The 17,396-nt window shown below is 52.6% G+C and carries 18 protein-coding genes and 2 pseudogenes; 4 read left to right on the top strand and 16 right to left on the bottom strand.

The genetic code is table 11. The annotated features are described in order from the left end of the window. From VU18_RS17820 to VU18_RS18785, 4 genes and pseudogenes are all read right to left on the bottom strand, one after another. Positions 1-111 (bottom strand): annotated as a pseudogene (locus tag VU18_RS17820) (ABC transporter permease); the annotation flags it as partial. A gap of 3 nt (positions 112-114) precedes the next feature. Beyond that, positions 115-906 carry an ABC-2 family transporter protein gene (locus VU18_RS02030; protein WP_011229977.1) on the bottom strand — a complete coding sequence of 264 codons (792 nt, stop codon included), beginning with the start codon at positions 904-906 and terminating at the stop codon, positions 115-117. Continuing rightward, positions 899-1,903 carry an ATP-binding cassette domain-containing protein gene (locus tag VU18_RS02025; RefSeq protein WP_011229976.1) on the bottom strand — a complete coding sequence of 335 codons (1,005 nt, stop codon included), beginning with the start codon at positions 1,901-1,903 and terminating at the stop codon, positions 899-901. Before VU18_RS02025 ends, VU18_RS02030 begins: the two co-directional genes overlap by 8 nt. A 68-nt stretch (positions 1,904-1,971) precedes the next feature. After that, the gene (locus tag VU18_RS18785) at positions 1,972-2,139 is read right to left on the bottom strand and encodes a hypothetical protein (protein WP_014194925.1); all 168 of its coding nucleotides are present in this window, start codon (positions 2,137-2,139) and stop codon (positions 1,972-1,974) included. Positions 2,140-2,296: 157 nt separating this feature from the next. Here VU18_RS18785 and VU18_RS02020 point away from each other — a divergent pair, with 157 nt between their 5' ends. Further along, on the top strand, positions 2,297-3,583 hold the full coding sequence (locus VU18_RS02020) for a glutamate-1-semialdehyde 2,1-aminomutase (protein ID WP_013146305.1): 1,287 nt from the start codon (positions 2,297-2,299) through the stop codon (positions 3,581-3,583). 128 nt (positions 3,584-3,711) lie between these two features. Then, positions 3,712-4,791, top strand: a complete 1,080-nt coding sequence (locus VU18_RS02015) for an aromatic acid exporter family protein (protein ID WP_014194924.1) — start codon at positions 3,712-3,714, stop codon at positions 4,789-4,791. Between the two features lie 13 nt (positions 4,792-4,804). On the opposite strand, the gene nikC is transcribed toward VU18_RS02015, so the two are convergent. From nikC to fabL, 7 genes and pseudogenes are all read right to left on the bottom strand, one after another. Beyond that, entirely contained in the window at positions 4,805-5,704 is a 900-nt protein-coding gene (gene nikC, locus VU18_RS02010; protein WP_011229973.1) for a nickel transporter permease, read from the bottom strand. 15 nt (positions 5,705-5,719) lie between these two features. Then, positions 5,720-6,724, bottom strand: a complete 1,005-nt coding sequence (locus tag VU18_RS02005) for an ABC transporter permease (RefSeq protein ID WP_014194923.1) — start codon at positions 6,722-6,724, stop codon at positions 5,720-5,722. Between the two features lie 90 nt (positions 6,725-6,814). Further along, positions 6,815-7,642, bottom strand: a pseudogene (locus VU18_RS02000) (ABC transporter substrate-binding protein); the annotation flags it as partial. A 309-nt stretch (positions 7,643-7,951) separates the two neighbouring features. Further along, entirely contained in the window at positions 7,952-8,485 is a 534-nt protein-coding gene (locus VU18_RS01995) for a DUF402 domain-containing protein (RefSeq protein ID WP_011229972.1), read from the bottom strand. Positions 8,486-8,619: 134 nt separating this feature from the next. Continuing rightward, positions 8,620-8,829: a YgaB family protein gene (locus VU18_RS01990; RefSeq protein ID WP_011229971.1), complete on the bottom strand. Its 210-nt coding sequence runs from the start codon at positions 8,827-8,829 to the stop codon at positions 8,620-8,622. Between the two features lie 227 nt (positions 8,830-9,056). Beyond that, a complete protein-coding gene (locus VU18_RS01985) occupies positions 9,057-9,248 on the bottom strand; it encodes a gamma-type small acid-soluble spore protein (RefSeq protein WP_011229970.1) in 192 nt (63 codons plus the stop codon). A 58-nt stretch (positions 9,249-9,306) separates the two neighbouring features. After that, positions 9,307-10,056: an enoyl-[acyl-carrier-protein] reductase FabL gene (fabL, locus tag VU18_RS01980; RefSeq protein ID WP_011229969.1), complete on the bottom strand. Its 750-nt coding sequence runs from the start codon at positions 10,054-10,056 to the stop codon at positions 9,307-9,309. Positions 10,057-10,116: 60 nt separating this feature from the next. Here fabL and VU18_RS01975 point away from each other — a divergent pair, with 60 nt between their 5' ends. Beyond that, positions 10,117-10,341 (top strand): hypothetical protein, encoded by a 225-nt coding sequence (locus tag VU18_RS01975; protein ID WP_011229968.1) that lies wholly within the window; start codon positions 10,117-10,119, stop codon positions 10,339-10,341. Here the strand turns inward: VU18_RS01975 and mutY are convergent. From mutY to VU18_RS01955, 5 genes are all read right to left on the bottom strand, one after another. Next, positions 10,338-11,438 carry an A/G-specific adenine glycosylase gene (gene mutY, locus VU18_RS01970; protein ID WP_020279373.1) on the bottom strand — a complete coding sequence of 367 codons (1,101 nt, stop codon included), beginning with the start codon at positions 11,436-11,438 and terminating at the stop codon, positions 10,338-10,340. The genes VU18_RS01975 and mutY overlap by 4 nt on opposite strands. A 105-nt stretch (positions 11,439-11,543) precedes the next feature. Next, the gene (locus VU18_RS01965) at positions 11,544-12,809 is read right to left on the bottom strand and encodes an OFA family MFS transporter (protein ID WP_014194917.1); all 1,266 of its coding nucleotides are present in this window, start codon (positions 12,807-12,809) and stop codon (positions 11,544-11,546) included. Between the two features lie 16 nt (positions 12,810-12,825). After that, complete coding sequence (fdhD, locus tag VU18_RS01960) at positions 12,826-13,617, bottom strand: formate dehydrogenase accessory sulfurtransferase FdhD (RefSeq protein WP_033024728.1); 792 nt, start codon at positions 13,615-13,617, stop codon at positions 12,826-12,828. Continuing rightward, complete coding sequence (locus tag VU18_RS18780) at positions 13,556-13,810, bottom strand: hypothetical protein (RefSeq protein WP_169740295.1); 255 nt, start codon at positions 13,808-13,810, stop codon at positions 13,556-13,558. The genes fdhD and VU18_RS18780 overlap by 62 nt, the downstream gene beginning before the upstream one ends. Positions 13,811-13,877: 67 nt before the next feature. Beyond that, a complete protein-coding gene (locus tag VU18_RS01955) occupies positions 13,878-14,225 on the bottom strand; it encodes a DUF2294 domain-containing protein (RefSeq protein WP_011229964.1) in 348 nt (115 codons plus the stop codon). Positions 14,226-14,491: 266 nt separating this feature from the next. Between VU18_RS01955 and fdhF the strand changes: the two genes are divergently transcribed. Beyond that, a partial coding sequence (gene fdhF, locus VU18_RS01950) for a formate dehydrogenase subunit alpha (RefSeq protein WP_047757556.1) occupies positions 14,492-17,396 on the top strand: 2,905 nt, incomplete at its 3' end.

Raw genomic sequence — 17,396 nt, 5'->3', positions numbered from 1 at the left:
CGCCTGAGCCATAAAGTCAGACAGCCACTCCACGAACAAATCGGCTCGATATTGCAGCTTTGTCTTCATATATTGCGCCATGTATTGAAAAAAAACCGATACGTAAAACAACGTTTACCCCCCTTGCACAACAAGACGCTTTTTCGCCGCTCTCCATAACCATCCAATCGGAAAAAGCAATACGATGCACCACGTTGCCTGCAGAAGCAGGCCATCACGGACAGCAGCACCTTTAAAACTTTCTGTCATGATCATGCTTGGGATGTAGCTGATGGCTTGAAACGGGAAATACATCATCGCCCGTTGCGCCCAATCAGGATAAAAGGAAAGCGGCAAAATGAGCCCAGAAAACAAGTCGATGATAAACCGCTTCGCCCTAAGCAACCCTTCATTTCGGAACGTAAAGAACGTCACAACCCCCGCAAGCAAGTTCAGCTCCGAAAAAATGATAAAGCTGAATAGAAGCGACAAGCCGAAAGACAGCCACGTTTTGGCGTGTCCCGGAAACTGAAGCGGCAAAAAAAGCGATACGACCAAAAGCCCAGGCAGCGATAAAAAGAAAAGGCGAAACAGCCCTTCGCCAAGCCCTTGCACAGCTTTCATCCCTAAATAGCTGTACGGGCGGATCAGTTCAATCGCTACTTTTCCATCGCGGATTTCCATGGCGATTTCACGGTCAAGGTTGTTAAAATAAAACGCCCGCGCCAGCCAGGAAATGGCGACATACGTCGTCATTTGCCCAAGCGACATCCCTTGCATCGATGATTTGCCGCCATAAATAGCCGACCAAAGGAAGTAATACGCTGCGATGTTAATGGCGTAAATCAAAATGCCAGTGTAATAGTTTGTCCGGTAGGCGAGCATCATTAAAAAGCGGATGCGGACCATTTCGACATACTTACCCATGAACCGCACCTTCCTCATAAATATTGCGGATGATCTCCTCCGTCGGCACTTCGTGAATATGGATGTCATTTAACGCACAACGGGCAGCGACGCGACTGACAACTTCCGGCACGCCTCCTGATGGAACGTGCGAGACCCAAACGTTTGGCTGTTCACCTTTTTTCCAAACAACATCCAACCCTTCAGTCAACTGCTGCAAAAAAGCGGCCGTCACCGCTTCGGCAAACGTAAAGGCGACCCGTTTTCCTTGGCCCCATCTTTCTTTCAGGCGCTCAAGCGACCCGTCGTAAATGATTTTCCCTTCATCGAGCATAATGACCCGCTCGCAAAGCGCTTCAATGTCTGACATATCGTGCGTCGTCAGCAGGATCGTCGTGCCATACCGTTCATTCAATTGCTTTAAAAACTGGCGGATGTTGAGTTTGACAAGCACATCAAGGCCGATCGTCGGTTCATCCAAAAACAACAGCGGCGGGTTGTGAATGAGCGCGGCGGCAAGCTCACAGCGCATCCGCTGGCCAAGCGACAGCTTGCGCACCGGCTTATCAAGCAGCGGGCCGATCTCAAGCATGTCAATCACCTCGGCCATATGGCGGCGATATTGCTCGTCCGAGACGCGGTACACTTTTTTCAACAGCCGGAACGACTCTTGAACAGCGATGTCCCACCATAATTGCGAACGCTGGCCGAACACGACGCCGATCGTGCGCACGAATTTTTCGCGCTCTTTATGGGGATTCATCCCGTTGACGACAATGCGCCCAGACGTTGGCGTTAAAATGCCGGTCAACATTTTGATCGTCGTGGATTTGCCGGCGCCGTTTTCGCCGATATAGCCGACGATTTCCCCTTGCTTAACAGCAAACGAAATGTCATCAACCGCTCGAACGAGCGTATAACGGCGCGTCCATAAATCGCGAAACGCTCCGACAAGGCCGGAGCGGCTTTTGTGCACTTTAAATTCTTTGCGCAAATGTTCTACTTCAATCGCGTTCATCGTTCTCCTCCTGACCTCTCCTTGGCGTCAAAGGAAAAAGGCGGCTTGCGCCCTTCTCCTATGTTGCATTATACATGAATCGCCGCCATTTTCATCTTTTTTGTTTTCCAGTCTGTTGACGCCATTGCGTTAGGCGCCGCCTCCGATTTGGAAAGAACGGCAAAATGCTTTTGTCCTAAATCAATGCCCACTCGCCGATCGACCGTCGGCAACAGTTGGATGTCAGTTCCGCCCATACGGAAACAAACGATTTCCTGTCGGATTTTTTCGAATCGGCACGTCAATGATGGGAGAAACCGATCCGTCTCCCGCTTTACACCTATAGCATTGAAGTTTGAGTCTTCTCGGTTTACTATATAAAGAGGCAGTCAGCGGAAACAGGAGGATCAAACAATGCAGTGGACCAAATCAGAACAATTATATGAAGAAGCGCTCCAGCACATTGTTGGTGGAGTGAACAGCCCGTCCCGCTCATACAAAGCGGTCGGCGGCGGTGCGCCAGTCGTGATGGAGCGGGCGCAAGGAGCCTACTTTTGGGATGTGGATGGAAACAAGTACATCGACTACTTGGCCGCCTACGGACCGATCATCGCCGGGCACGCCCATCCACACATCGCGGAAGCCATCCGCCGCGCCGCCGAGACCGGTGTGTTGTACGGCACGCCAACGCCGCATGAGATCACGTTTGCCAAAATGTTAAAAGAGGCGATCCCGTCGCTCGAGAAAGTGCGGTTTGTCAACTCGGGAACAGAGGCGGTGATGACCACGATCCGCGTCGCCCGCGCCTACACCGGACGAAGCAAAATCGTCAAATTCGAAGGCTGCTACCATGGCCATTCGGACCTTGTGCTCGTCGCCGCCGGCTCGGGGCCATCGACGTTGGGGACGCCGGACTCAGCCGGCGTGCCGCCGAGCATCGCCCAAGAAGTCATTACCGTGCCATACAACGATGTCGAATCGTTCCGCGAAGCGATGAACGTTTGGGGCGAGCAAGTCGCAGCGGTCCTCGTCGAGCCGATCGTCGGCAACTTCGGCATCGTCCTGCCAAAACCGGGCTTTTTAGAAGCGATCAATGAGATTGCCCACAAGGAAGGGGCGCTCGTCATTTACGACGAAGTGATCACCGCCTTCCGCTTTATGTACGGCGGAGCGCAAAACTTGCTCGGTGTGGAGCCCGACTTGACGGCGATGGGGAAAATCATCGGCGGGGGCTTGCCGATCGGGGCGTACGGTGGACGCCAAGACATTATGGAACAAGTCGCTCCGCTCGGACCAGCGTACCAGGCCGGGACGATGGCCGGCAACCCGGCGTCGATGCTCGCTGGCATCGCCTGCCTTGAAGTGTTGAAACAAGAGGGCGTCTATGAGCATCTCGACCGATTGGGAGCAATGCTGGAAGAAGGCATCCTGGCCCATGCTCGCCAATGCGGCCTGCCGGTGACCGTCAACCGCTTAAAAGGCGCGCTCACCGTCTTCTTCACTGACGAAAAAGTGGAAAACTACAAGCAAGCCCAGCGCAGCGACGGCGAGTTGTTTGCGAAATTTTTCAAGCTCATGCTCAAACAAGGGATCAATCTCGCGCCGTCGAAATACGAAGCATGGTTTATCACCCTCGCCCATACGGAAGACGACATCGCCTACACGATCGACGCGGTCGGCAAGGCGTTCCGGCAGCTTTGAACACCAGAAATTTCTCAACGCCCCGCCTTTACCAGCGGGGCGTTATATTTTTTCCTTGCGCACATAGGATGAAACTGTGTATAGTACTGAATGGTTCACCAAAACAAAAAGGAGAGTTTTGATCATAGATGAAACTCGGTGCCCGCATTTTCAAAACGGGGATCGCAGTGGCGCTCGCCTTGTTCTTAGCAGCGCTCTTCCAGTTTCCATCGCCGTCATTCGCCGGCATTTCCGCTGTGTTCGCCATGCAGCCGACCATTTACCGCTCCTATTTATCGCTGATCGAGCAAGTGCAAGCGAATGTGATCGGCGCCTTGTTCGCGATCGCGGCGGTTTTCATTCTTGGGCGCGATCCGTTGGTCGTCGGTTTGACGCTGATGATCGTCATCGCCCTTTGCCTGAAAATGCGCCTTGAATCATCGACGATTTCCGTAGCGCTTGTCACAGTCATTGCCATTATGGAATATACAGACCGCCAGTTCATTCAATTTGCGGCCATTCGCTTTTTAACGATGATGCTCGGTATTTTCGCCGCCTTTGTCGTCAACTTGATTTTCTTGCCGCCGAAATACGAAAAAAAGGTATATGAAAAAATCAGCGAAGAAACAGAGGCCATTTTAAAATGGATCCGCCTGCATAAACAGCAAGCAGCCGACCATCACCATTTGAAGGAAGAAATTGAAGCACGACACGAAGAAATGACCAAACTCGAGCATCTATATTTTATGTACAAAGAAGAACGCACGTATTTTCGACGCCAACGCTTCCAAAAATCTCGCAAACTCGTGTTGTACCGGCAAATGATAGCAGCGGCCGATCGAGCTTTATCTGTCTTAAAATGGCTGCACCGGCTCGAAAACGAGTTCAGCCGCTTGCCCGCCGAGCTTCGTCAAGCCGTCTGCCTGCACCTTGGCTGCTTGCTTGACTACCATGAGCAACTGTTGCTGAAATTTATCCATAAGGCAAAGCCGCTCCCTCACAGCAGACGGGCCGAGGAAATTCATCATCAGCGCGAGCGGCTCACTTCCGCCTTTTATGCGGACGGCCAGCCGCCGGGCGATTATCGGTTGTTTTCTTTAATCGGAGCGATCATGGATTATGGGGATCGCCTCGAACATTTAGACAAGCTTATCGATAGTTTCCACCATTACCATTACGATGACACGCTGGAAAAAGAGCTGGGAAAGTCAGCAGGCGGCCGCTCGTAGCGGACCGCCTGCTTCAATTTTTCATCCGTGGGTCAAGCGCATCGCGCAGCCCGTCGCCCATTAAGTTAAAGCCAAGCACCGTCAGCATGATCGCCAATCCAGGGAAAATCATCGTCCACGGCGCCTGAGTCAAGAAATCTTTGGCATCCGATAGCATTTTCCCCCACTCCGGATTGGGCGGCTGCGCCCCCAAGCCTAAAAAGCCAAGTGCGGCCGCTTCGATAATGGCCGTGGCGATCGCCAGTGTCCCTTGAACGATAATCGGCGCGAGGCTGTTGGGCAAAATATGATGGATTAAAATGCGCCAGTCGCTCATGCCGATCGCTTTCGCTGCCATAATGTATTCTTCTTGCTTAATGCTTAGCACGCGAGAACGGATGAGCCGCCCAAAGTTCGGTACATTAATGACAGCGATGGCGATGAGGGCGTTTTGCAAAGACGGCCCGAGCACAGCGACGATGCCGATCGCCAATAAAATGCTCGGAAACGCCAGCATAATGTCAAACAAACGCGAAATCACCCCATCAATCCAGCGCCCATAGTAGCCGGCGATAATGCCAAGCAGCGAACCAACCATGACCGAGCCGAGCACGGAAAAAAATCCGACCCACAGGGAAATGCGGGCTCCATATATCACGCGGGAAAAAATGTCGCGGCCAAAATCATCGGTGCCGAACCAATGCTCGCTAGAAGGCGGCTGCAACCGCTCGGCCAACTGTTGGTCTTTATAATCATACGGTGCCAGCCACGGCGCCAAGATGGCGACAAGGATAAAAAACAAAACGATCCCAGCACCGACCAAGGCGATTTTATTTTTTCGAAACCGCCGCCATGCTTCTTTCCATAAAGAAACCGATTCCGTCTCCCTAATCGCCGCCGGCGGTGTTGCCGGCGTGCGCGCTAGTTCAGCCATAGGCGCCCTCCCTCCTTAATTGTACTTAATGCGCGGATCAATGATCGCATAAAGTAAATCAACGATCAAATTAATAAAAATAAAAATGGTGGCAATGATCAAAATGCCCGATTGGATCACCGGATAATCCCGATACCCGATTGCATCATAAATATAGCGTCCGATGCCGGGCCAGCTGAAAATCGTTTCCGTCAAAATCGCACCGCCAAGCAGCAGTCCTGTTTGCAGCCCAATGACCGTCAACACGGGAATAATGGCGTTTTTCAACGAATGTTTGTACACGACCCAAAACATGCTTAATCCTTTCGCACGAGCGGTGCGAATGTAGTCGGATTTCATCACTTCCAACATGCTCGAACGCGTCATGCGAGCAATAATCGCCATCGGGATCGTCGCTAGAGCCATACTCGGCAAGACAAGATGTTGAATAACTTGCCAAAATTGATCGGTATTCCCAGAGAGAAGTGTATCGATCAGATAAAGATGAGTGATCGGCTCAACAGGGTTGCGTACGTCCTCGCGACCGGACGTCGGCAGCCAATCAAGTTCAATCGAAAACAGCCACTGCTCCATTAAGCCAAGCCAAAAGATCGGCATGGAAACACCAATCAATGCCAACACCATCGCAATATAATCAAACCATGAATTTTGAAACCAAGCGCTAATAATGCCGGCGTTCACGCCAATGATCACCGCAATCAGCATCGCCGCCAGCGACAGTTCGATCGTCGCCGCTAAATACGGCCAAATTTCTTCGGCGATGGGGGCGCCGGTGCGGATCGACTCGCCTAAGTCACCGTGCAGCAAGCCGCCGATGTATTTGACATACTGCACATACCATGGCTCATCTAACCCAAGCTTATGGGTCAAAGCCGCTACAGCCTCTTTCGTCGCTTTTTGCCCTAAAATGACTTGCGCCGGGTTGCCTGGAATGGCTCGGATCATAAAAAAGACGACAAGCGACATGCCAAACAACACCGGGATCACCATCAGCACCCTTCTCACAGCATACGACAGCACCTGACTCTCCCTCCCTGCACCTGACTCTCCCTCCCTTAACATGCGGCAAACAAAGAGGGGAAGATGCGCTCCTTCCCCTCTCTCAGTCGATTATTTAAACTCGACTTTCGTAAACTTATCCGAACCGGTCGGGTGCGGGTTAAAGCCTTGGATATTCGCCTTGCCGGCCAACAGCGGAGTTGAATGGACGAGCGGAATCCATGGCGCTTCTTCTTTAATGATCTCTTGCGCTTTTTTATACAGCTCGTTCCGTTTGTTTTCATCGCTCACCGTTTGCGCTTCGACCAAAATTTTATGCAGCTCATCATTCGAGAAATAGGTGTAGTTGTTGCTGCCAATGCTGTCTTTGTCAAGGAGCGCATACAAGAAGTTATCGGCATCACCGTTGTCGCCCGTCCAGCCGAGCAGGAAGGCGTCCGCTTCCCCTTTGGCGAGCTTGTCTAAATAGGTCGCCCATTCATACGTCACGATTTTCGCTTTCACGCCGATTTTGGCAAAATTCGCTTGAATGGCCTCAGCGATTTTTTGCCCGTCCGGCATATACGGACGCGGTACCGGCATCGCCCACAGTTCGATTTCAAAGCCATTCGGATAACCCGCTTTCGCAAGCAGCTCTTTCGCTTTATTCAAATCAAACGGATAGTCTTGAATCGCATCGTTGTATCCCGGGATGCTGGGAGGCATCGGGTTTTTCGCCGGTTCCGCCTGGCCGGCGTAAAACGCATCGATGATCGCTTTCTTGTCAACCGCGTAGTTCAACGCTTGGCGAACCAACTTGTTTTTCAGCGGCCCTCTCGTCGCCGTCAGTCCGACATAGGCGACGTTCATCGACGGGCGCTTGAAAATTTGAAACTCTTTGTTTCCTTCCACTTGTTTTAAGTCCGTCGGATTCAAGTCTTCCATGATGTCGATTTCGCCTCCAAATCAACTGATCACTCCTGCTTGACCGTCGCCATTCCTCATGCATGCGGGAAAAAGCAGAAAAACTGCCGACTTGCGAACAGGATTTTTCATGTCGCTATTTCTCATCTCTAATCGAGACCCCTGCTTTTAAGCATAAGCGTTAGCAAGGCAGCCCAACCGTGGGACGCACGAGGATGGCTTGACTGACAGCCTGCCGTAGGACAATCCCCCGCCTCACCATCAGCTCTTCATGCGTGCCGCTTTCGACAAAAAAGCAGAAAAAACCTGCCAGCGATGCCGAACAGGCTTTTTTCATGCCGCTATTTACGTTTGGTACGCCTGAAACACTCCGTACCATTTGTCGATGAACTCGGGCGCAAACGGCCCTTTCCGCTCCTTAATCCAGCCGATCAGTTTTTGAACGTTGTTTTTTAAAATGCGGTCGATCACATCGGGATAGTGCATTTCGCGGCGATGCCGCTCATACTCATCTTCATCCAGCAGCATGTACGTCATATCGGGAAACACTTTAATATCCAAATCATAATCGATGTACTTCAGCGCTTCTTCATCCCAAACGAACGGCGAGCTTAAATTGCAATAGTAGTACACCCCGTCCTCACGAATCATGGCGATAATGTTAAACCAATGCTTAGCATGAAAAAAACAAATCGCCGGTTCGCGCGTCACCCACGTCCGGCCGTCCGCTTCCATGACGAGTGTTTTGTTATTGCCGCCGATCACATACGATGGCGTCCCTTTTAATACGACCGTTTCCTGCCAAATCCGGTGAATCGTCCCATTATGTTTGTAGCTATGGATTTGAATGATTTTCCCTTCCCGAGGGTAAACTGGCATCATTCTTCCCTACTTTCCGATGGGAGCTTCTTCGTTATATTATACCCTGTTCCTTTTGCAAAAGGAAAGAAAAGCAGGCCGCCTTACTGAGGAAAAGGCAACTGGCGCGTTGGCTCAAGGACGCAGCCTGTCCGTCAGACACCGGGTGCCATCTGCCCTAAAAATGCGCGGCGGATGGCTTCCACCTCCCGTTTCATTTGCCGCACTTCCTCGCGCAAGGCGGCGGTCGGCGCTTCACGTTCAAGTTCATCCAACTGGCGGGTGATCTCCTCGCAACGCTCCATCTCCTGTTGCAAAAACAGCGCCTCGTCGCCTACATTCGTCCATGCGTGCTCCATCGCCATTCCGTTCTCCCTTCCCCTTTGCCGTGTGATTTCCTTTCATCATTTCGCGCCCGCACCCACAAATCCCTTTCACTAATCTTGTAAAGAGATGACAGCTTTTGTCGACAAAAAAAGCAGAGGCGCGCCGCCCCTGCTTTTTCCTTCCATCTTCGGCCTATCGCCTGCGCTCTTGTAGCAACATACGCCGTCGTCACAACCGCCAGGCGTCAGCCATGGATGATCGTTGGTTATTGATTGACATTTTGCGCTTTGCGGGCTTCCGCTTGCGCATTTTGTTGTTTTACGTGTTGCACATTCGTCTCAGCCGCAAATTCCGTCGCAAATTGGCCAGCTTGAGCGGCTTGAGCCGATTGGGCATTTTGTTGTCTTACTTCTTGAATGTTTGTGCCAGCTGCTGTTTTGTTCGGTTGTTTGGCCATTGTTCTCACCTCCACGTGCTTTACTATGCCCCGGGGGTGATCGTTCTATCCGCTGACGTTACAAAAGTAAAGATCTTCCACCATCGACAATGATCGTCTGCCCGCGAATCATCTCGGCTGCATCCGAGAGCAAAAACAAAACCGCGTTGACGATATCATCGGGTTTGACCGGGCGGCCAGCCGGCGTGTTCGCAGCCGCGTCGGCGAGCAGCTCTTCACGGTTCGGGAAGTGCTTCAGCGCATCGGTATCGACCGCCCCGCCGGAGACGGCGTTGACGGCGATGTTTTTCGGCGCCAGCTCGACAGCCAAGTAGCGGGTCAGCGCTTCAAGCGCGGCCTTCGAGACGCCGACCGCCGTATAGTTTTCCAAATAGCGGATCGACCCGAGCGAGCTGATGCTCACAATTTTCCCGCCGCCGACTTGCTCCATTCTTTTGGCCGCTTCCTGGGCGCAAAACAAAAGCGCTTTGCTGTTGATGTTCATCGTCCAGTTCCAATGCGTTTCTTCCAATTCCATCGCCGGGCGCAAGACGCCGGATGCGGCGTTGTTCACGAGCACGTCGACCCGCCCGAACACCTCATCGATTTGGGCAAACATGGCGTGAATTTTCTCAACGTCGCCGACGTTCGCTTTGACGACGAGCGCTTTTCTCCCGAGCGCTTCAATTTCGCGCGCCGTTTCTTCGGCAGCTGTTTTGCTGCGGGCGTAGTTGACCACGATATCGTATCCTTCCTTGGCCAGCCGCAAGGCGATCGCTTTGCCAATGCCGCGGCTGCTGCCGGTGACCACTGCTACTTTTCCGCTCATGTTTTTCACTCCTTATACATATAATATAGCCGAATTCCATAGATGAGGGAGGGGCTGCCTATGTACGTCGGCCGCGATATGACTGAGCTGTCGATGATTCCGAAAACGGAATGGACCGATGACGAACTCGCTTATTTTCATCATTCGTTCCAACAAATCGCTCCATATTTAAACGTCGAAGGGCAGACGATTCACCGTGAAATCATCGAGGAAATCGAAGCGCGCGGCGGCCTTGGGCGCCGTGAAGCAACGTATACACACGGCACGATGCCGGTGCCTGATTAATCGGGGCGGCGTACTCCGCCCGCCCATTCTTTATATTCGCGCCAAACACGTTGATGGGACACCGGAAAGGCGTACGCTTCGAGCTCATCTTCAGACACAAGCCGAAAAGGCTCCTTGGTGGACTCGCTGCTGATCAGGCGGCCGGGAAACACGGTCAACTGCCAGACTAAATGGGAAAACGCATGCTCAAACGAAACGATCGGTTCTGTAAGCTCTACTTGCAAACCGTATTGCTCCCCAACCATTTGCTCGAGCTTCTCTTTTCCATCTGCACCGTCCGTTTCGCAGCTGGGGAACTCCCATAAATTCGCAAGCAAACCGGTGTTGTCGCGCTTGCGAATGAGAACGCGGCCTTCATCATCGGCCAGCACCGCTACTGCGAGCGGCACTTGTTTGACCGCTGTTTTTTTCGTTTTCACCGGCAGCTCTTCCGCCACCCCTTCGGCGAACGCTTGGCAGTAGACTTGCACCGGACAAAGAAGGCACGACGGGCGGCGCGGTGTGCAAACAAGAGCGCCAAGCTCAATCAGCGCCTCGTTAAACGCTCCCGGGTTTTCGTACGCCATAATTTCGCGGACGATTTGTTCAAATCGTTTTCTCGTCGACGGTTTGGCAATATCGTCTGTCACGAGAAACAGACGCGACAAGACACGCATTACGTTGCCGTCAACAGCCGGCTCCGGGACACCATAAGCGAGGCTCAACACCGCCCCGACCGTATACGGTCCGACTCCTTTCAGCCTAGAAAATTCATCTGGATCGTCCGGCACTTTGCCGCCATAGCGCGTTTTCACTTCTTTCACCGCCGCGTGCAAATTGCGCACGCGCGAGTAATAGCCGAGCCCTTCCCACGCCTTCAGCACCTCGTCCTCATCAGCGTCAGCAAGCGCCTCCAGCGTCGGAAACCGATCGATAAACTGTTCAAAATACGGAATGACCGTCTCGACGCGCGTTTGCTGCAGCATCACTTCCGACACCCATACTTTATATGGGTCGCGGCCTTTCCGCCACGGCAGGTCGCGGCGCTCGCGGGCGAACCAGTCAAGCAAATCGCGCTGAAACTCGCGCGCTGGAAATCGCTCTGTTTCTCTTGTCATTCAACGTTTCCCCCATGATGCCTATGATCCATATCCACCTTATTATATCAAAAAACCCCCGGCGTGGCTTGCCGCACGCCGAGGGAAGACGGAAGGAAATCGTTCTCAACTTTCCTTAGCCGCCGAAACATAGGCGATTTGTTCATGCTGGGCGCGCAATCGGCGAATATCGATGCGCACGAGCAACGAGATGATGAAAGCGATGACAAACAATCCGCCAAAAAAGGCCAAACTTCCTTCATAAGAACCGGTCGTGTCTTTAATATACGCAGCAAACATCGGTCCGACGAGACCAGCCGCGGCCCAAGCGGTCAAAATATAACCATGGATGGCGCCAAGCTGCTTCGTGCCGAACAAATCGCCGATATACGCCGGGATACAGGCGAATCCGCCGCCGTAGCACGTATACACAATCGTCAGCATCACAACAAACAGCCATTTGATGGACACGTTCGGCAACAGGAAGAAAATCAAGATTTGCAAAACGAAAAACGTCGTATACGTATTCGGTCGCCCAATATAATCAGAAGCCGATGCCCAACCGATGCGCCCTAACCCGTTAAACACCCCAATGGCGCCAACTAATGCCGCCGCGGCCGTTTGGCTGATGCCGATGCTTTCCACCGCCAACGGTTTGGCCACCGCTAAAACGGCAATGCCGCACGTCACGTTAATAAACAACATGAACCATAAATACCAAAAACGTCTTGTTTTAACCGCCTCATTGGCCGTCAACTGCGCCAAATCAAGCGAAGGTTTGGCTTTTCCGGCCTTCACTTTTTCCTGAAATCCTTCCGGCAGCCATCCTTCTGGCGGTTTTTCTAAATAAAGAGAAGATAACGTCATAATGACAAAATACGTAATGCCTAAAATGAAAAACGTATTTTGGACGCCGACGGAGGCAATCAAACTGTTCATCACCGGACTCGCGATCGCTGCGGCAAAACCGAATCCCATAATCGCCAGCCCTGTAGCCAACCCGCGCCGGTCTGGAAACCATTTGACAAGCGTTGACACTGGCGCAATATACCCGACGCCGAGCCCGATCCCACCTAAAACGCCATAAAACAGATAAAGCAGATACTTGGAACCGAGAGCAACAGCTAATCCAGAACCAGTCACCCCGAGGCCAAAGAAGATGGCGGCCAATAGTCCGGATTTCCGCGGTCCGTGCTTTTCAACAAAATGGCCAAGGAACGCAGCCGACAATCCTAAAAACAAGATCGCAATGCTGAACGTGAGCGCCACTTCCTGGTCCGACCATCCAAACAATTGTTTTAATGGATTGGTAAAATTGCTCCACGCATAAACAGACCCAATCGAAATATGAATGCCGACAGCCGATAACGCAATGAGCCAACGGTTTTTCACAGCCTCTCCTCCCCTTTTACCCGATGATGATCCGACTCTCATGCGTATACACGTTAAACGCCTGCCCGCGCAAAAAGCCAACGACGGTTATGCCGAGTTCATCCGCCAAATCCAAGGCCAGCGTCGTCGGCGCCGATTTTGAGAGCAGGACGCTCACTCCCATTTTCGCCGCCTTTAACAGCACTTCCGATGAAACGCGGCCGCTGAATACAATGAGCTTGTCTTTCATCGCAACTTGATGACGCAGGCAATAGCCATACAGCTTATCGAGCGCGTTGTGACGCCCGATGTCAGAACGAATCACGACCATCTCATCCGGTGTGGCGAGCGCGGCGTTGTGAAGACCGCCCGTCGCCGCAAAGTCCGTCGACCGCTCGTGCAGCGCTTTCATGAGGCGAATGCAGTCATCCGCCTTCACCGTGATGCCGCCGACGATCGTTTTCGCCGTCTTCATGTCATTGTAAAAATAAAATTGCCGGCTTTTTCCGCAGCACGAGCCGATGAACCGCTTGGCATAAAACTGTTTGGCCGGCAGTCCGCCTGCGGCGAGTTCGACATAAGCAAAGCCCCGCTCACCATCAATGGTCATCCCTTTGATGTCGCTGCACGTCCGAATGGCTCCTTCCGAAGCCAAAAATCCGATTACCAATTCATCTAGATGCGCCGGCGTGCAAACGATCGTCGCAAACTCCTCGCCATTGACCGTTATGGTCAACGGAAACTCGAGCGCGATCTCGTCCTCTTCCTCAACAAAGCGCCCGTTCCGGTATTTCGCAATCGGTCGCCATTTCGCCGCAAACCCGCTCACCTTGCCATTCCCCCTTTCCATGCAAAATAAAACCGCCGCCTTCCGGACAAGAGGACAAACTCGCCCCTGTCAGCGAAAAGCGGCGGTAGTTTGCGCCCAGCACTTCTGCAGCGAAACCAACGCACATCCGTTTCCGAAACCTGCCTGCCAAGCGGCGAAACCGTTTAGCCGGCAAGGCTTCTACTATTTTCATCGTGCTAACTATTCATAAGCATACCACGAACAGTAACGAAAAACAATTGTTTCTGTTCACAAAATCGTCACAATTCAATCGGTTTTTCAAACACGAACACCGATACGGCCATATCTTCTTCCACTTTAATGTCGCTGAACAAATAAAGAAGCTTCGAACCGATGAGCTCTTCCATGCCGTCCGGCACATGTTGGGCGTACACGTCTTGGATCATTTTCGTTCTCGCTGCATGCACCATCTCTCGGCCTTCCGGCGTGCGGGCGATAAATTTTTCTGTCGGCGTCAAATTGCCATGCAAAATCGTAATCGCCAAGTTGTCGACAAAATACGTTTTAATCCGCTCCGGCCCTTTGCCAAACAGCTGTTTGCGCACTTTGCGCACAATATCGTTGAAAGCGGCTTCTTTTTTGGACATTTTTCTTCCCCCTTTCCGAAAGCCACCAGAAAAAGTTCCAGCCCATCCGTTGTGTTCTTCGTTTTGCCGTACTATAATAAACTATAGCAAATGTATACATAGTGGAAAAATAATAAGGCAAGAAGCGGCCTTGTTATTTTTCTACTAAATATAAAAAGTTTGGATTGGTTGTTTAGTATCGTTATGCTAAAGAACTACTCCACCCACGATGAAGCATTCGTCTCGTCGCTGGTGGAGTTTTTTATTTTGACAAAGGGGGAGCGACGATGGAAGCGCAAATGGTGACGGTAACCATCAACGGGCGTGCCTACCGCGCCAAGCCCGGGATGACGATTTTGGAAGTCGTCAATGAACACGGTCTTCCGCATCCGCAAGTTTGTTATACGCCGGAGCTTGGCGCCATTCAGACATGCGACACGTGCATCGCTGAAGTCAACGGAACGCTGCTTCGCGCCTGTGCGACGCCGGTTGAGGACGGCATGGTCGTCGAACTCGGCTCGCCGCGGGCAAAGGCAGCGCAAAAAGAAGCGATGGACCGCCTGTTGGAAAATCATCTCTTGTACTGTACGGTGTGCGACAACAACAACGGCAACTGCAAGCTGCACAACACGGCGGAAATGATGCAAATTGAACATCAAACATATCCGTACCGGCCGAAAGTCGACCCGTCCGAGGTGGACATGTCGCATCCGTTCTACCGCTACGACCCGAATCAATGCATCGCCTGCGGGCAATGCGTCGAAGCCTGCCAAAACTTGCAAGTGAACGAAACGCTTTCGATCGATTGGGAAGCGGAACGGCCGCGCGTCGTTTGGGACGGTGGGGTGCCGATCAACGAATCGTCGTGCGTCAGCTGCGGGCATTGCGTCACCGTCTGTCCGTGCAACGCGTTAATGGAAAAATCGATGCTTGGCGAAGCGGGCTTTCTCACCGGCTTGGACAAAGACGTCCTCAACCCGATGATCGATTTTGTCAAGGAAGTCGAGCCAAACTATACGAGTATTTTCGCCATTTCTGAAATCGAGGCCGCCATGCGCGAACAACGGATCAAAAAGACGAAAACGGTTTGCACGTTCTGCGGCGTCGGCTGTTCGTTTGAAGTGTGGACGAAAGGGCGGAAAATTTTAAAAATCCAGCCTGTTTCCGAAGCACCAGTTAACGCCATTTCGACGTGCGTCAAAGGGAAATTCGGCTGGGATTTCGTCAACAGTGAAGAACGGCTGACGAAACCGCTCATCCGCAAAGGCGACGTCTTCGTCGAATCGACATGGGATGAAGCGCTCTCTTTGGTCGCGGAAAAACTCGGCGCGATCAAACAGCAATACGGCGGCAACGCCATCGGCTTTATTTCATCATCGAAAATTTCCAATGAAGAAAACTATTTAATGCAAAAGTTGGCACGGCAAGTATTTGAAACGAACAATGTCGACAACTGTTCGCGCTACTGCCAGTCGCCGGCGACGGACGGCCTGTTCCGCACGGTCGGCATGGGCGGCGACTCCGGCACGATTCACGACATCGCCACCGCGGGGCTTGTCATCATCATCGGTGCCAATCCAGCTGAGGGGCATCCGGTGCTCGCTACCCGCGTCAAACGGGCGCATAAACTATTCGGGCAAAAACTGATCGTCGCCGACTTGCGCCGCAACGAAATGGCGGAGCGCGCCGATTTGTTCATCCGCCCGAAACAAGGAACCGACCAAGTGTGGCTCATGGCGGTGACAAAATACATCATCGACCAAGGCTGGCATGATGAAGCATTCATTCGCGAGCGCGTCCATTTCTTTGAAGAGTTTAAACAATTGCTCGAAAAATATACGCTCGACTATGCTGAACAAGTGACCGGCATCGCCAAAGCCGATCTCATCCGCATCGCCGAGATGATCCACGAAGCAGACGGCACGTGCGTCCTCTGGGGCATGGGGGTCACGCAAAACACGGGCGGCAGCGACACGTCAGCGGCGATCTCAAACTTGCTTCTTGCCACCGGCAACTACGGGCGTCCGGGCGCCGGCGCATTCCCGCTGCGCGGCCATAACAACGTTCAAGGCGCCTGCGATATGGGTTCGCTTCCTGCCTGGCTGCCTGGCTACCAACATGTCACCGATGATGAGGCACGAGCGAAGTTTGAACAAGCGTACGGCGTCCGCATCGATGCGAAACCAGGCCTTGACAACATTCAAATGCTTGAAGCAGCCGAACGGGGCGAGCTGAAAGCGATGTATATCGTCGGCGAAGATATGGCGCTCGTCGACTGCAACGCCAACCATGTGCAAGAGACGTTGGCGAAGCTTGACTTTGTTGTCGTTCAAGACATTTTCTTGTCAAAAACAGCGCAATTTGCTGATGTCATCTTGCCAGCAGCGCCAAGTTTGGAAAAGGAAGGAACTTTCACGAATACCGAGCGCCGCATCCAACGGTTTTACCAAGCGCTGGAGCCTCTTGGCGACTCCAAGCCAGACTGGTGGATCATTCAAGAAATCGCGAAGCGGCTTGGCGCCGATTGGAATTACGCTGGCCCGAAAGAAATCATGGATGAAATCGCCAGCCTCGCCCCACTGTACTCACAAGCGCATTACGACCGGCTCGAGGGCTGGAACAGCTTATGCTGGGGCAGCCATGACGGGGCTGACACGCCGCTGTTGTACAAAGAGCGGTTCAACTTCCCGGACGGCAAAGCCCGCTTTGCGTTAGCCGATTGGGTCGAACCGGTGCAATATCCGGAAGAGTACGATTTGCTTGTGAACAACGGCCGATTGCTCGAACATTTCCATGAAGGAAACTTGACGTACAAATCCAAAGGCATCGAGCATAAATTCCCAGAAGTGTTTGTCGAAGTATCCCCTGAACTCGCCAAAGAACGCGGCATTGAAGATGGGGCGCTCGTTCGGCTCATCTCGCCGTACGGCCGCGTCAAAGTGCGCGTGCTCGTCACCGATCGAGTCAGAGGCAATGAACTGTTCTTGCCGATGCACTCCACAGCCAATGAGAGCGCCATTAACATGCTGACCGGCCCGCAAACCGACCATCGCACGAACACGCCGGCTTACAAACAAGCCCGAGTGCGCATGGAAGTCATTGAACGGTCCGGCAAGACGCCGCTGCCGCGCACAAATCCGCGCTTTAAAAAGCGGCATCCGCAAAACGGCGTCGAGGTGGAGCGGAAGTGGC

Origin of the sequence: Geobacillus sp. ZGt-1, from assembly GCF_001026865.1 — a bacterium.
Lineage (GTDB): Bacteria > Bacillota > Bacilli > Bacillales > Anoxybacillaceae > Geobacillus > Geobacillus thermoleovorans.
The sequence above is the reverse complement of the archived record's forward strand: the minus strand, read 5'-3'. Positions and strand labels throughout refer to the sequence as shown.